Origin of the sequence: Pseudovibrio denitrificans JCM 12308 (assembly GCF_001310815.1) — a bacterium.
GTDB lineage: Bacteria > Pseudomonadota > Alphaproteobacteria > Rhizobiales > Stappiaceae > Pseudovibrio > Pseudovibrio denitrificans.
On sequence record NZ_BAZK01000005.1, the window covers coordinates 126,516 to 140,221 of the forward strand.

At 53.0% G+C, this 13,706-nt stretch carries 12 protein-coding genes, 1 tRNA gene and 1 pseudogene; 5 read left to right on the forward strand and 9 right to left on the reverse strand.

The genetic code is table 11. The features are described from left to right. Positions 1–64: 64 nt before the first annotated feature. Together JCM12308_RS07705 and JCM12308_RS07710 are read left to right on the forward strand one after the other, a co-directional pair. Entirely contained in the window at positions 65–1,114 is a 1,050-nt protein-coding gene (locus JCM12308_RS07705) for an ROK family protein (RefSeq protein ID WP_054783357.1), read from the forward strand. Positions 1,115–1,123: 9 nt separating this feature from the next. Next, entirely contained in the window at positions 1,124–3,517 is a 2,394-nt protein-coding gene (locus tag JCM12308_RS07710) for a PIG-L family deacetylase (RefSeq protein WP_054783358.1), read from the forward strand. Between the two features lie 47 nt (positions 3,518–3,564). Here the strand turns inward: JCM12308_RS07710 and JCM12308_RS07715 are convergent. The 5 genes and pseudogenes from JCM12308_RS07715 to JCM12308_RS07730 form a co-directional block, all read right to left on the reverse strand. Beyond that, a pseudogene (locus JCM12308_RS07715) lies at positions 3,565–4,693 on the reverse strand (ABC transporter permease). Beyond that, positions 4,690–5,607: an ABC transporter ATP-binding protein gene (locus JCM12308_RS07720; protein WP_054783359.1), complete on the reverse strand. Its 918-nt coding sequence runs from the start codon at positions 5,605–5,607 to the stop codon at positions 4,690–4,692. The pseudogene JCM12308_RS07715 and the gene JCM12308_RS07720 overlap by 4 nt, the downstream one beginning before the upstream one ends. 103 nt (positions 5,608–5,710) lie before the next feature. Beyond that, positions 5,711–6,022 carry an HlyD family secretion protein gene (locus JCM12308_RS29355; protein WP_208978368.1) on the reverse strand — a complete coding sequence of 104 codons (312 nt, stop codon included), beginning with the start codon at positions 6,020–6,022 and terminating at the stop codon, positions 5,711–5,713. 13 nt (positions 6,023–6,035) lie between these two features. After that, on the reverse strand, positions 6,036–6,551 hold the full coding sequence (locus JCM12308_RS29360; RefSeq protein WP_208978369.1) for an HlyD family secretion protein: 516 nt from the start codon (positions 6,549–6,551) through the stop codon (positions 6,036–6,038). After that, positions 6,544–7,251, reverse strand: a complete 708-nt coding sequence (locus JCM12308_RS07730) for a CerR family C-terminal domain-containing protein (protein WP_054783360.1) — start codon at positions 7,249–7,251, stop codon at positions 6,544–6,546. Before JCM12308_RS07730 ends, JCM12308_RS29360 begins: the two co-directional genes overlap by 8 nt. A 210-nt stretch (positions 7,252–7,461) precedes the next feature. Between JCM12308_RS07730 and JCM12308_RS07735 the strand changes: the two genes are divergently transcribed. Then, positions 7,462–7,551: transfer RNA gene (locus JCM12308_RS07735), tRNA-Ser, on the forward strand. A gap of 164 nt (positions 7,552–7,715) precedes the next feature. Here the strand turns inward: JCM12308_RS07735 and JCM12308_RS07740 are convergent. Further along, positions 7,716–8,183 carry a hypothetical protein gene (locus JCM12308_RS07740; RefSeq protein ID WP_054783361.1) on the reverse strand — a complete coding sequence of 156 codons (468 nt, stop codon included), beginning with the start codon at positions 8,181–8,183 and terminating at the stop codon, positions 7,716–7,718. Positions 8,184–8,393: 210 nt separating this feature from the next. On the opposite strand from JCM12308_RS07740, the gene JCM12308_RS07745 reads away from it, so the two are divergent. Then, entirely contained in the window at positions 8,394–9,077 is a 684-nt protein-coding gene (locus JCM12308_RS07745; RefSeq protein WP_054783362.1) for a GNAT family N-acetyltransferase, read from the forward strand. On the opposite strand, the gene JCM12308_RS27720 is transcribed toward JCM12308_RS07745, so the two are convergent. From JCM12308_RS27720 to JCM12308_RS07755, 3 genes are all read right to left on the reverse strand, one after another. Then, positions 9,044–9,535, reverse strand: coding sequence for a hypothetical protein (locus tag JCM12308_RS27720; protein WP_128647349.1), 492 nt, complete (start codon positions 9,533–9,535; stop codon positions 9,044–9,046). The two genes, JCM12308_RS07745 and JCM12308_RS27720, sit on opposite strands and share 34 nt — an antisense overlap. Next, positions 9,528–9,782: a hypothetical protein gene (locus JCM12308_RS07750; protein WP_008547279.1), complete on the reverse strand. Its 255-nt coding sequence runs from the start codon at positions 9,780–9,782 to the stop codon at positions 9,528–9,530. The genes JCM12308_RS27720 and JCM12308_RS07750 overlap by 8 nt, the downstream gene beginning before the upstream one ends. Before the next feature lie 75 nt (positions 9,783–9,857). Then, entirely contained in the window at positions 9,858–10,214 is a 357-nt protein-coding gene (locus tag JCM12308_RS07755; protein WP_128647350.1) for a hypothetical protein, read from the reverse strand. Positions 10,215–10,725: 511 nt separating this feature from the next. Here JCM12308_RS07755 and JCM12308_RS07760 point away from each other — a divergent pair. Continuing rightward, the gene (locus JCM12308_RS07760) at positions 10,726–13,512 is read left to right on the forward strand and encodes a bifunctional aconitate hydratase 2/2-methylisocitrate dehydratase (protein WP_054783364.1); all 2,787 of its coding nucleotides are present in this window, start codon (positions 10,726–10,728) and stop codon (positions 13,510–13,512) included. The last annotated feature ends 194 nt before the right edge of the window (positions 13,513–13,706 follow it).

Genomic DNA, 13,706 nt, shown 5'->3' on the forward strand with positions numbered 1-13,706 from the left:
ACGTTCCCATGGTAAACTGGGGCGTGCAGAGCTTGCCCGCCTGACTGGTTTGTCCACACAAGCGATGAGTAACATCATAGCGGAGTTGGAAGGTGAGGCGCTGATTCTTGCTGGTGAACGCCAGACAAAAGGACGCGGACTGCCTGCGGTGCAATACACGCTGAACCCGGCAGGCGCTGTGGCGCTGGGAGTGGAGGTTAGGCCCAATGCGATTTTATGCGCGCTGGTGAACTTTCTCGGCGATACGCTTTATACCAAACGCATACACATCAAGAGCAGTGAACCGGCTGTTGTTCTGCCTGCGGTGAAGGCGGCCTGTGATGAGGCGCTTTCATCCATTGGCAAGAACGCGCCACCTGTTCTGGGTGCGGGAATCGTTATGCCGGGTCCGTTTGGACGCGTAGGATTAACCGGTGCGGGTAAAGCGGAGCTGGTTGGTTGGGACGATAAAGACCCGCAGGCGCTGTTTGAAGACGTGCTGCAGGTGCCGGTGCGGGTGGAAAATGATGCGACGGCGGCAGCGATTGCGGAGCAGACCACAGGCTCGGCGACGGAGCTGCAATCCTTCTGTTTTGTTTATTTCGGGACTGGCCTTGGCCTTGGTGTGATTTCCAACGGAGAGATCCTGCGCGGTGCGTTTGGCAACGCGGGTGAGCTGGGGCACGTGGTTGTGGAGCGGGGCGGACGGCTTTGCTCCTGTGGCAATCGCGGGTGCCTTGAAACCTACACCAGCCGAATGGCGGCCAGCGAGTTTTTGCAAAAGCGTGGCAAGTCTGCGGAGAACCAGAAGGATCTTTCTGATCTGCTGGCTGCCAATGATCCTGATCTGGAAGAGTGGATCAGTGAGGCGGCTGATCCGCTGGCACAGGCCATTGGCACGCTGGAAAATCTGTTTGATCCGGAAGCCGTTATTCTGGGCGGGGCCATGCCGCCGGAACTGTTGGAACGGCTGATTGAAAAGCTGGATTTGATTGATGCGACGGTTTCCGTTCGCGCTGACCGGACTTTGCCGCGCGTGGTGCGTGGTGCTTCCGGTTGGATGACGGCTGCTCTTGGCGCAGCGGCCCTGATTATTCACGACACGTATATTCCAAGTATTTCGAAGGTAGCCTGAGGGGACGAGATGCCACTTTCAGATCAAGAACGTATTGCCGCGCATAAGCAACATGTGCGGATGGTGGAGCTTTGGCGTGCGTTGCAACCGCTCAAGTCAACGGTCTCCTTCATGAATACGGGTGCTCATCCGGATGATGAGATTTCTGAAATGCTGGCAGCGATCGGTCTTCGTGACGGGATTGCGTTGTCCTATGCCTGCGCCAACCGCGGTGAGGGCGGGCAGAATGATATTGGCACTGAGGCCACTGAGAACTTGGGTGTTCTGCGCACGGCTGAGATGGAAAAAGCCTGTGATGTGCTTAACATGCGCATGTACTGGCTCTCTGAAAATGCTGAGGACGATATCTTCGATTTCGGGTTTTCCAAGAGTGGGGTGGAGACGCTTGGCAAATGGGGACATCAGCGCACGCTGAAGCGGTTTGTTGAGATCATCCGGCAGGAACGTCCTGACATCATCAGCCCGACCTTTCTGAACATTCCCGGCCAGCATGGGCACCACTGCGCCATGACACAGGCTGCGTTTGAGGTGATGAAGGCGGCGGCTGATCCTGACTTCCCTGAGGTTGATCTGCCATGCTGGACGGTGAAGAAGCTCTATCTGCCAGCCTGGTCTGGCGCCGGTGGGGCGTATGATGATGAAGTGCCGCCACCGCCTGCAACGCTTGAGTTTGATGGCAATGGTGAGGAAGAAGTCACCGGCTGGAGCTGGGCACAGATTGGCGAGCAATCGCGTGCGTTCCACAAAACCCAAGGCATGGGACGCTGGCGGAATTACAGCACCAACAACGTCTGGCCGTTGCATCTGGCAGAAAGCACCGTTGGTACTGAGGAGCAGTCTCTTTCTGATAACCTGCCGCGTGATCTTTCGGAGCTTGCCTCCTTTGCTGGGGCGCCTGCCTTGGCTGCTCTGCTGGACAAGGCACACGATCACTGTCTGGATGCGATTGAGGCATTCCCAAACCGCGCCATGATTGGAGCGGCGGCGGCACAGGCTCTGAAGCTGGTTCGCAAGGCTCAGGAGGAATGTCCTGAGGCAGCGCGTGATGAAGTTCTGCACCGCTTGCAGCGCAAAGAGCTGCAATTGGCGAAAGTGCTGGAGCTGTCCGAAGGCATTGTTGCTTCTCTTCGTCTCTCTCAGGATCAGCTGAAGCGTGGTGATGCGGCTGAGGTTACGTTTGAATGCAACCGTGATGCTGTGCGCTATGAGCTGGATCTGCCTGATGGGTGGAGCGTGCAAGAGGGCCGTGTGCAGGTAAGTGCAGATGCTGCAACCAGCGATCCGTATCCTGCGATCTATCGGCCAGATGTTCTTCAGGCACCATGTGCAAAGCTTCAGTTTACATCCCATGGGGTGGAGGTTGAAACGCGGCTTGCGTTTGAGGTGGAGCCAGTTGTTTTGCCAAGTCATGTGGTGGAACTTGATGAAGCCAACTTCGTGCTCAACAGCGCGTTGGCGGATCGCTTTCTTAGTGTTGCTGTGAATGGCAATGCGTCCGGCTTGTCACTTGATGTGCCGGATGGCTGGCAAGTGCGCTCAGACGATGGTGTGTTCCAGCTGGCATTGCCGGACAATGTGGCCGACGGGCTTTATGAGTTGCCTATCCTGCAAGATGGAGAGCCTGCTCATACTGTGCATGTGGTTTCCTATCCGCATGTGAGCCAGCGGGTGCGGGTCACACCAGCGACGATCCGTGTTTGCGTGGTTGAGGCCCGTCTTGCGGCGCAGCGTGTTGGTTATGTTGGCAGCGGCAACGACCGGGTTGGCAAATGGCTCAGCGACATTGGTGCCGATGTGATGGAGCTGTCCGTTGGCGAGCTGAGTGCGCAGCGCTTGCAAGAGCTGGATACTTTGGTGATTGGTATCTTCGCGTTCCGCAACAGGCAGGATCTGCATGACGGGATTGAAGAGATCCATGAGTGGGTGAAGGGTGGTGGCCGTCTGATCACGCTTTATCATCGCCCATGGGATCGCTGGGATGCGGACAAACTTCCGCTGAAACGGCTTGAGATTGGCTCACCGAGCCTGCGCTGGCGGGTGACTGATGAAAATGCAGAAGTGTGCTACCTGAACCCGCAGCATGATTTGCTCAACCAGCCGAACGCCATTGGTGAGACAGATTGGGCGAACTGGCACAAAGAGCGCGGGCTTTACTTTGCCAAGAGCTGGGATGAGGCCTATGAGCCGCTGCTGGAGATGGCAGACCCGGATGAAGCGCCTCACCAGGGCATTCTGCTTTCTGGTGCGTTTGGGCAAGGCCAACACATTCACACCTCGCTCATTCTGCATCACCAGATGGAGAAGCTGGTGCCAGGTGCCTTCCGCCTGATGGCAAACCTTGTCTCAAATGGTTCAGGAGAGGGAGAGACCTCTCAAAGAGCTGAGGCTTTGGAAGCGAGCTGATGAACGAAAAGAGGCGCTGTAGTTCAGCGCCTCTTTTGTTTCTTGCCTTAGTCCAGCGTGCGTTTGAATCTCTTGAGGGCCAGCATCAGGAGCACGGCTACGAAGAGGAAGAGCGTGTAGACGCTGACGGAAATCTCATTCCATTCCGCACCTTTGAGCAGGATCGCGCGGACCACTCTTAGGAAATGGGTGAGCGGGAAGATCTCGCCCAATGTCTGCGCCCAGCCCGGCATGCCTGCATAAGGGAACATGAAGCCGGAGAGCAGCAGGGATGGCAGGAAGAAGAAGAACGTCATCTGCATGGCCTGCATCTGAGTGCGGGCGATGGTTGAGATGAAGTACCCCAGCAGCACCAGCGAGAGCACGAAGACCAGAATAGCGCCAATGAGCAGCATCAGGCCGCCTTCAAACGGGATGCTGAACAGGATGCGGCCAGCAACCAGCACCACAGCGACCTGAACTGCGCCCACGGCCAGATAGGGCAGGACTTTGCCGCACATGATCTCAAAGGGAGAGGCAGGCATGGCCAGCAGGTTCTCCATGGTGCCGCGTTCCGTCTCGCGGGTGAGAGCAATGCTTGTCATCATCACCAGTGTCAGCTGCAGGATGACGCCAAGCAGGCCGGGCACGATGTTGTACTGGGTGATGCCTTCCGGATTGTATTTGCGATGAATGATCGTGCTGGACTTCAAAAGGTCCTGCTTCAGGCTCGGGTTCTTTTGCTTCACCGAAGCAACGGCGCGTTCAATGATGGAGGGGGCGGATGCTACAGCCGCGCCGGAGGCTGCCGGGTCAGTCGCATCTGCTTCAATCAGGGCGTTGGGTGTTCCTGCTTCTGCCTGTTTGGCAAAGTCGCTCGGGATCGTCACCACAAAGGTGACTTCGCCTTTTCTAAGAAGAGTGCGAGCTTCAGACGGAGAGAGGTTTCTCTCCGTGAACTTGAAGTACTGGGAGTTCTCCAGTGCGGTGACAGCTGCGCGGGAGTAGGGATCATTTGCCAGAGAGACCAGCGCTGTTGGCAGGCCGCGTGGATCGTTGTTGATGGCGTAGCGAACAGCACGAGCTGGACCAGCGGAATGCCGAGCATCATGGCGAAGGTGACGCGTCGCGGCGCATCTGGATGAACTCTTTGATGAGCATGGCGAAGAGCCGCTGTAGGGAGAAGATGCTGCTCATTGCATATTGTCCGTGCTGTCGCTCATGAACTTGATGAAGACATCTTCCAGATTGGTTTCTGATTGTTCGATCTGTATGTCTTCGTGCTGCTCAAGCGGTTTGAGCGCGCGTTTCAGGGCCTGAAGGTCTGTTCCTGTGACGTGCAGAGAGTTGCCGAATGGTGCAACCTGCTGCACGCCTTTGTTGTTTTGAAGCTCAGGAATGAACCGTTCAAGGTTGGGGCCAGTGAGTGAGTATGTGTACAGTCCGGCGTCTGCGATGACATCGTGCAGGGAGCCATCGGCCAGAAGTTCGCCATAAGAGATGTACGTGATGCGATGGCAGCGTTCTGCTTCATCCATGTAGTGGGTGGAGACCAGTACCGTCATGCCATCAGCAGCGAGGCGGTGGATTTCCTCCCAGAAGTCACGGCGGGCTTTGGGGTCAACGCCTGCGGTTGGTTCGTCCAGCAGAAGCAGTTTGGGCTTGTGCATGGTGCAAGCTGCCAGAGCGAGGCGTTGCTTCCAGCCCCCTGACAGTTCTCCGGCCAGCTGATTGCGGCGGGAAAGCAAGCCGAGCTTTTCCAGTGTTTCGGTTGTGTGTTTCTTGACGGGCTTCAGATTATAGAGCCGCGCCACAAAACTCAGGTTCTCTTCGATGGTCAGGTCTTCGTAGAATGAGAACTTCTGCGTCATGTAGCCGACCTGGCTTTTGATCAGCAGGCGATCTTTGATCAGATCGTAGCCCAGCACCTGACCGTGGCCTTCGTCTGGCCGCAGCAGACCGCACATCATACGGATGCTGGTGGTTTTGCCTGAGCCGTTGGGTCCAAGGAAGCCAACTATTTCACCTGATTTGACTTTAAGCGAGACATTGTTGACGACCAACTTGTCGCCAAAGCGTTTTGTCAGGCCTGTGACTTCGATTGCGTTCATTGCAAGCTGTCCAGATCAACGTCAAAAATCTGACCGGGTCTCAACTGAGAATGCGTGGTGATGGGCTTGGCCTGTATTTCGTAGACCAGTTTCTCCCGTGTCTCTAAAGAATAGATGACAGGCGGTGTAAATTCCGGGCCTTCTGCAATATGGGTGATCTGCAGGGCTTGCAGCGTCGTGCAGCCGGAGCATCTGCATTGAACTTGGTGCCAAGCTTCAGCTGACCGTAGTGCTCTTCTGGCACATAAAAGTGCAGCTTGATGGAGTTGACCGGCAACAGGCTGGCAACAGGCGCCGTTGGGCCTGCCATTTCACCAGAGTGCAGGAACACGTCTGTGACCTTGGCATCTTCTGGTGCGTAGATTTTCCGCTTCTCCAGCAGCCATTTTGCCAGATCAACCTTTGCTTTAGCCATTTCATACTGGCTTTCAGCTGCGGCGATCTGATCTTCTTGCGGGCAGTTTAGCAACGGAGAGCTGGGCCTTCAGTTCGGTGATGCGGGCCTGTGCCACGAGGAGGGCGGTTTCCACCTCATCAAACTGCGCCTGTGATATGACCTTGCGGGTGAGGAGGCCCTGATATCTGTCGTAGACGTTCTGGGAGTGTTTGGCCTGCGCCTGTGCTGAGCGCAGGGTGGCGTTCAGCACGTCGATTTCTTCCGGGCGTTTGCCGAGCTTGAGGTCGTTCAGCGAAGCGAGTGTCTGCTGTAGCTGTGCTTTTGCTTCAGCCAGCTTCATGGTGGCATCTGAGGCTTCCAGCACGGCGATGAGCTGGCCCTTCTTGACCAGTTCTCCTTCTTCCACCTTCACATCAGCAATCTCGGAGAGTTCCACCGGCGCGAGCTTGAGGTACTCTCCTTCGACATAGCCAGCGGTGAGGTTGGGTTCTGGCGCACAAAACGCGACCCAACCTGCAACAATGGGAAGTGCGCAGACATTAAGCATGGTCCGGGCCTTTCGACAGATCATCGAGGAGAGCATTGATGGAGCGTGTCAGGATCGCCTTGATCTGCGCCAGCTCATCCGGACCAACGGCCTGCCATCCCATGCGCTTGAGCACCAGTGGGCGGGCCAGACGGATGTAAAGCAGCTGGCCGATCATGGCGAAGATGGCGAGCTTCAGCTCATCCGACGTGACGGGTTGTCCAGTGGCGCGGCTGAAGAGGGCGGTGACGCGGTCCATCAGCGGTTCAAAGAGCATGTGATAGAGCATGTCGATCTCATCAGGAGAGTGGAGCACTTCCTTCAGCATAAAGCCGATCACCAGCTCTGCACGCTTATTGGTCTGGGTGAAAGTGATCATACGGTCGATCATCTCCAGAATTTTGGCGCGTGCTTCTTCTGGCGACAGATGCTCAATGTCCGTGAGCTTTCTGTTCAGGATGACCGAGAGCACATCTCCAATGGCCATGGCGACAAAGTTGATGCAGGCCCGCTTCAATCCGGCCTTGCCATCAAAGTGGTAGGCGATTGAGGCGATGTTTGTTTTTGCTGTTTGCGCGATGGAGCGGGTTGAGGTGCCAGCGTACCCTTCATGGCCGAAGTGGTAGAGGGCAGATTCAATCAGATCCCGTTTTGTCTTTGCAGAGGGCGTGTCAGATGCCAGCGCTTCGCGCAGTTCGTCAGGGGTAGGGGTGTTTGACATGATGGCACCTTCTTATTCAATCAATCGATTGATTGAAATTTACGCCTGTTTTGTTTTCTTGTAAAGAGGGTGCCAAAATTTCTTGCTGAGGAGAAATCGGGGAGGTCTGCGATGTTTTGCAGTTTCTACACAGGGTATTTTCTGTTTCCACAGCTACAGTAGCTACTTGCTCTTGAATTTCAGATGGTTCGTGGGTATCTACCCGGGCATGGACACGTGGCCGAGTGGTCGAAGGCGCTCCCCTGCTAAGGGAGTAGGCCCGGAAGGGTCTCGAGGGTTCGAATCCCTCCGTGTCCGCCATCTTCCCTTTACATGATTGAATGAAAATACAGGCAAACCAGCCTGCTATGGCTTGTGCCTTTGTTCATTCCTGCACCACATGTGTAGAGAGGAGCAGGGCGGGGCCCTGCCACTTTGTTACGGAAGCCACCGTTGTTTTTGGCGCCTCATCAGAAACAGATGCATTAAATGGTGGTTGCGTCTTCTGTTTCCAGCGTCTCGGTGAACTGGCTCACCAAGATCTCATCTGCAATGTTTGAGAGGATTGCTTTTCCGGCCCGCAAGGCAAGAGTTGCCTTGTCTGTGTCAGATATGGCAGCGCTTTTGATCTGGCTGGTCAGTTTGTTAATGCCCGGCTGCAGGTCGTTACGTGTATCTCGCGCTGTATTGTCCTGATCTAACGGCTCATCTCGTTCACTTTCAACAATAGACAGATCTGACGCAGCTGCGACTGCTTGCTGAGGTTGTCCCTCTGCATCGATGTACAAGACAACCACAGCACTCAGGGCTGCATCGCGTTGCACAATGCCAATGTTGCATTCTCCTAAGTCTTCGGGGTAGCTGCCTTTGAAACGGACAATTGAACCTGCTGGAAGACGAGATAATTTTCTTCGATGTTCACGAAGAAGCTTAATTACTTCAAAGTCAGTCATGATGTTTAAACTCACACATTTAGTGTTAAAAAAATTGCTCTCGCAGACGCTACCCCAATGCGTAACGTATCAATTTTGCACATGCTGTCCTGTGTCGTGAATCTGGACAAAAGACAGAGTATGTTGATTGTTAGATTTAGGGGGTAAATTCACTAGGTTTAGTGTGGATATCTGATTCTGTTTGCTCTTTGAGTCTTTGGAGGTACCGACATGGTGGTGGCACGTTTAGTGCTCTATCAGGCAGCGGCTAAGCTGATTTCTGAGTTTGAAAAAAATGGTTTTGAGATTTTACAGGGAGATTCATTTGCAGACGCGGCCAAGGCTTTGCCGAAGGTCAAGGGAGGGCTTACACCGCATTTTGCTCACTCGCTCAATGGACAGAGTAAAGAGAATGCCGCATGGATAGGGCTCAGGCTTCCTGGTGAAAAGAAGTTCTGTGGTTTTGCGGCAATTCGGCTAGAGCCGCTGCAAGGGATGGTGCTCTCTGATTTTTGGGCATCTTATTGGCGCTTGCGATATGACGATGTGAATGGCAATCCGGTGCAGATGACAGATGCTCAGCCGGAGATTGCGAAACGTATTTCGGGGCAAGTCGGGTATCTGGGGGATCTTTGGATCAGGCCGGACTTGAGAAAACTGGGGTATGCGCGAAGATTGATGGAGCTTGCACAGCTTCTGGCTTTTGATCTCTGGCGTCTTGACTGGATCTATTGCTGGATGCGGCCTGCTGATTTCCTGAATGGAAATGGGGCACGTTGGGGATGGATGGTCGGCCAGCCTGATGGAATTCGCTTTGAAGTTCCAGCTCGGGACTTTCCTGAAGGGTTGGCATTGTGTGCAAACCCTTCCTATGCGCTTACTCAGTTGATTGAGGATATAGCGCGCGATGCTTGATTGGGTAATTCCTGCGTGAAGACAACAAGCTGAGATACTCCTGCTCGTGAATGCACGGGCAGGATCAATCTGCAATACTCACGATAGCTCTCATCGGAAAGGTTTGCGCCAATCAAATCAAAGATGGGCTTGTTGGTTTGATAGGCATTCCAATAACTGCTCGCTACCAGTTTTCGGTAGGTTTGCGGCATTGCTTTTCGAGCTCTGGTCGGGTGCTGCGCCCATTTTGAGCCGAACACATGGCGCGCGAAGCTCTCGGTTCCTATCATTAGAATGTCAGGACTGTCACCCGGTGTTGCGGGAGGCGCCATGAGCAATACTTTGCGGGCGTAATCAATGAACTCGGGTGAGAGGTGGCCGTTGGACTGGTTCCAGATGTGCAAAAGTTGAGCGCCCGTTGTGCTTAACTCTTCGAGTATGAGTGCTGTTGCCGGTCGCCTCTCGGTATATTCAAGCAACTTCTTGCTCCTGTCTTTGCTGCGTATAGGCGAGAACCAGCGCAGGGCGGAAGGCGTTGATCACTTCCTTTTGTTGTTTTTCGCTCAGTAAATCGATGTAGGGGCAATCATAAAGATTAATGCACATCATCTTAAGTGCTGTGATCAGGTCGAACTTCTCGGCAGTCTTAATTAAGTCCAGTACCTCTTCTTTATGTGAGAGGGTTGGGCGATGCCAGATGAGTGATAGTGCGCTTTCGTTTTCCATATGTGTCTCTCTTTAGGTACTTACGATAAGAGCGCCTGATCAAACTATAAGGCAGTATCCGTTAGTTAAAAAATATCATTTATTAGTATTATTCGTCTTCGCTGCGTTGTATATATTTTCAACTATAATAGATAAGTCTCTTATGCTGCCCCTTCCTTCAAGAATCTGTTCTTCGAGTCTTATTCCTTCTTCAAAAGACTGTAAGAATAACTCCAAGTCAAGTTTATCTGTTTGGGGCCTGTTGGGATCGTTTGCAATTTCTCCCAAGAGGCTGTGTGTCAGGTTCTCAGCATTTGGTTTTGTGTCCGTGAGTATCTGGTCTTCCCCGAACAGCAAGAACTGAGGAGATGTTTTGAAGCGGCGCGCATAATGGGTCGCTTCTTCCTGGCCAAAGGACCTGGAGCCATTCTCATGACTTGAGTAGGTGCTCACATTGACACCAAGAGATCTGGCGGCAGCCGAAGCTGTTTTAAAGCCGCATTGAAGCGGGCTGTTCTAAGACGTTCGTTTGGTTTCATGGCTTCATAGTATTAATTTTATGCAATATGTATTGATATTATGCCGTGTGTCAGGCGGCAACGCAATGTGCACTGCGTGAGGGAGTTATTGAAAGTTTTTAAAGTAAGCTTTTCCAACTGAGCTATCATGCACTTTGGTGGCTACCAGAGTTTTACATCTGCTCATTTCTCAAGAGTGTGGTGTTTTGTGCTTAGTCTCTCTATCTTAAGGGAGATTCTTTTTGCCGGTTCATTCTGTCTGGGCTGAGATGGTGCGTTTGCCTCGTTTCTGACAGGTGGATCACTTATCCTTTAAATCTCGGAAAAATCTTGCAAGTTTGTATTGTTTGGTATACATCCGCATACAACAAACTTGCCCCGGTTTGACAGAAGATTCTGTGACCCGGCGTTCAAGCTACATCTAACACTAAATCGCCAGGATAATCATGAGCTTGTACACAGACTACCTGAATGAGATTGAAACGCGTAAAGGTGAGGGACTGAACCCGAAGCCGATTGAAGATGGTGCCCTTGTTGGTGAAATCATCGCGCAGATTAAAGATCTTGAGAACGAACACAGAGCAGAGTCGCTCAAGTTCTTCATTTACAACACGCTGCCAGGCACCACGAGCGCTGCTGGTGTAAAGGCTGCGTTCTTGAAAGAGATCATTCTTGGTGGCTCTGTTGTAGAAGAGATTACGCCTGCATTTGCATTCGAGCTGCTTTCCCACATGAAGGGCGGTCCTTCTGTTGAGGTTCTGCTTGATCTGGCGCTGGGTGATGACGCTGCAATTGCTGCTCAGGCTGCAGACGTTCTGAAAACTCAGGTGTTCCTGTACGACGCTGACACTGATCGTCTTGCTGCTGCGTTTAAAGCAGGCAACGCTGTTGCAAAAGATATTCTGGAAAGCTACGCGAAGGCTGAGTTCTTCACCAAGCTTCCTGAAGTAGAAGAAGAGATCAAGGTTGTTACCTTCATCGCTGGTGAAGGCGATATCTCCACTGACCTTCTGTCTCCAGGCAACCAGGCACACTCCCGTTCTGACCGTGAACTGCACGGCAAGTGCATGATTTCACCTGAAGCACAGGCTGAAATTCAGGAGTTGCAGAAAGCAAACCCTGATGCGCGCGTGATGCTGATTGCTGAAAAAGGCACCATGGGTGTTGGCTCCTCCCGTATGTCCGGCGTAAACAACGTTGCACTGTGGGCGGGTAAGCAAGCAAGCCCATACGTTCCTTTTGTGAACATCGCACCGGTTGTTGCAGGCACCAACGGCATTTCTCCAATCTTCCTGACCACTGTTGGCGTGACCGGCGGTATCGGTCTTGACCTGAAAAACTGGGTCAAGAAGCTGGATGCAGACGGCAATGCTGTTCTGGACGAAAATGGCGATCCGGTTCTTGAGCAAGCTTACTCTGTTGAGACTGGTAAGGTTCTGACCATCAACAGCAAGACCAAGAAGCTTTATGACGGTGACAAAGAGCTGGTCGATATTTCTTCTGCTTTCACACCTCAAAAAGTTGAGTTCATGAAAGCAGGCGGTTCCTACGCTGTTGTGTTTGGTAAAAAGCTGCAGACATTTGCATCAGAAACACTGGGCATTGAGCTGAAATCTGCTTTCGCACCGTCCAAAGAGATCTCCGTTGAGGGTCAGGGTCTGACCGCTGTTGAGAAGATCTTCAACCGCAACGCAGTTGGCACCACTCCGGGCGCAACTTTGCACGCAGGTTCCGACGTTCGCGTGAAGGTGAACATTGTTGGTTCCCAGGACACCACTGGTCTGATGACCTCTCAGGAGCTGGAGTCCATGGCGGCAACCGTCATCTCTCCAACTGTTGATGGTGCATACCAGTCTGGCTGTCACACCGCTTCTGTTTGGGATCTGAAGGCGCAGGCTAACATTCCTAAACTCATGAAGTTCATGAACAAGTTCGGCCTGATCACCGCGCGCGACCCTAAGGGCGTCTATCACTCCATGACAGACGTGATCCATAAGGTGCTGAACGACATCACCGTGGACGACTGGGACATCATCATCGGCGGTGACAGCCACACCCGTATGTCCAAAGGCGTGGCGTTCGGTGCGGACTCCGGTACTGTTGCTCTGGCACTGGCAACCGGTGAAGCAACCATGCCGATCCCAGAATCCGTGAAGGTGACCTTCAAAGGCACCATGAAGGATCACATGGACTTCCGTGATGTTGTGCACGCAACACAGGCGCAGATGCTTAAGCAGCACGGCGACAACGTGTTCCAGGGCCGCATCATCGAAGTGCACATCGGCACTCTGCTGGCTGACCAGGCCTTCACATTTACCGACTGGACTGCAGAAATGAAGGCAAAAGCCTCCATCTGTATCTCTAACGATGAAACCCTGATCGGTTCTCTTGAGCTGGCCAAGCATCGCATCCAGATCATGATCGACAAAGGCATGGACAATGATGCGAAGGTTCTGGCTGGTCTGATCGCGAAAGCGGACAAGCGTATTGCTGAGATCAAGTCTGGCGAGAAATCTGCTCTGACTCCGGATGACAACGCGAAGTACTTTGCTGAAGTTGTTGTTGATCTGGATCAGATCGATGAGCCGATGATCGCTGATCCGGACGTGAACAACGACGACGTGTCCAAGCGTTACACCCACGACACCATCCGTCCTGTTTCCTACTACGGTGGCGACAAGAAGGTTGATCTGGGCTTCGTTGGGTCCTGTATGGTTCACAAGGGCGACATGAAGATCGTTGCTCAGATGCTCAAGAATCTTGAGAAGAGCGGTGATAAGGTGGAATTCAAGGCTCCACTCGTTGTTGCTGCACCTACCTACAACATCATTGATGAGTTGAAGGAAGAAGGCGACTGGGAGATCCTGCAGAAGTACTCCGGTTTCGAGTTCGACGATCTGATGCCAAAAGCAAAAGCTCGTACCGAATACGAAAACATCATGTACCTGGAGCGTCCTGGCTGTAACCTTTGCATGGGTAACCAGGAAAAGGCTGCGAAAGGTGACACCGTTCTGGCAACCTCTACCCGCCTGTTCCAGGGCCGTGTGGTAGAAGATACTGCTGAGAAGAAGGGTGAATCCTTGCTGGCCTCCACGCCTGTTGTTGTTCTTTCCGCAATTCTGGGCAGAACACCAAGCATGGACGAGTACAAGGCAGCGGTAGAAGGCATCAACCTCACCAAATTCGCCCCACCACTCCAGAAGCCACTGGACTCCAAATCAGTTCACTTCTAAGAGCTGATTTCAGCGACCGAGTTCATAAAGCGGGCGGTACCCAACACCGCCCGCTTTTCTTTTGGGCAGACCTTTCTGCAGAGCATATTTAAGTGTGCTTCGTTCCTTCGATTCTCCTAAAAAACGCAGAGCACTCCAGATCACTCTGACTGCCTCGTCTTTATCCTCTCTGTCACAAAAACGTAATGCACTGC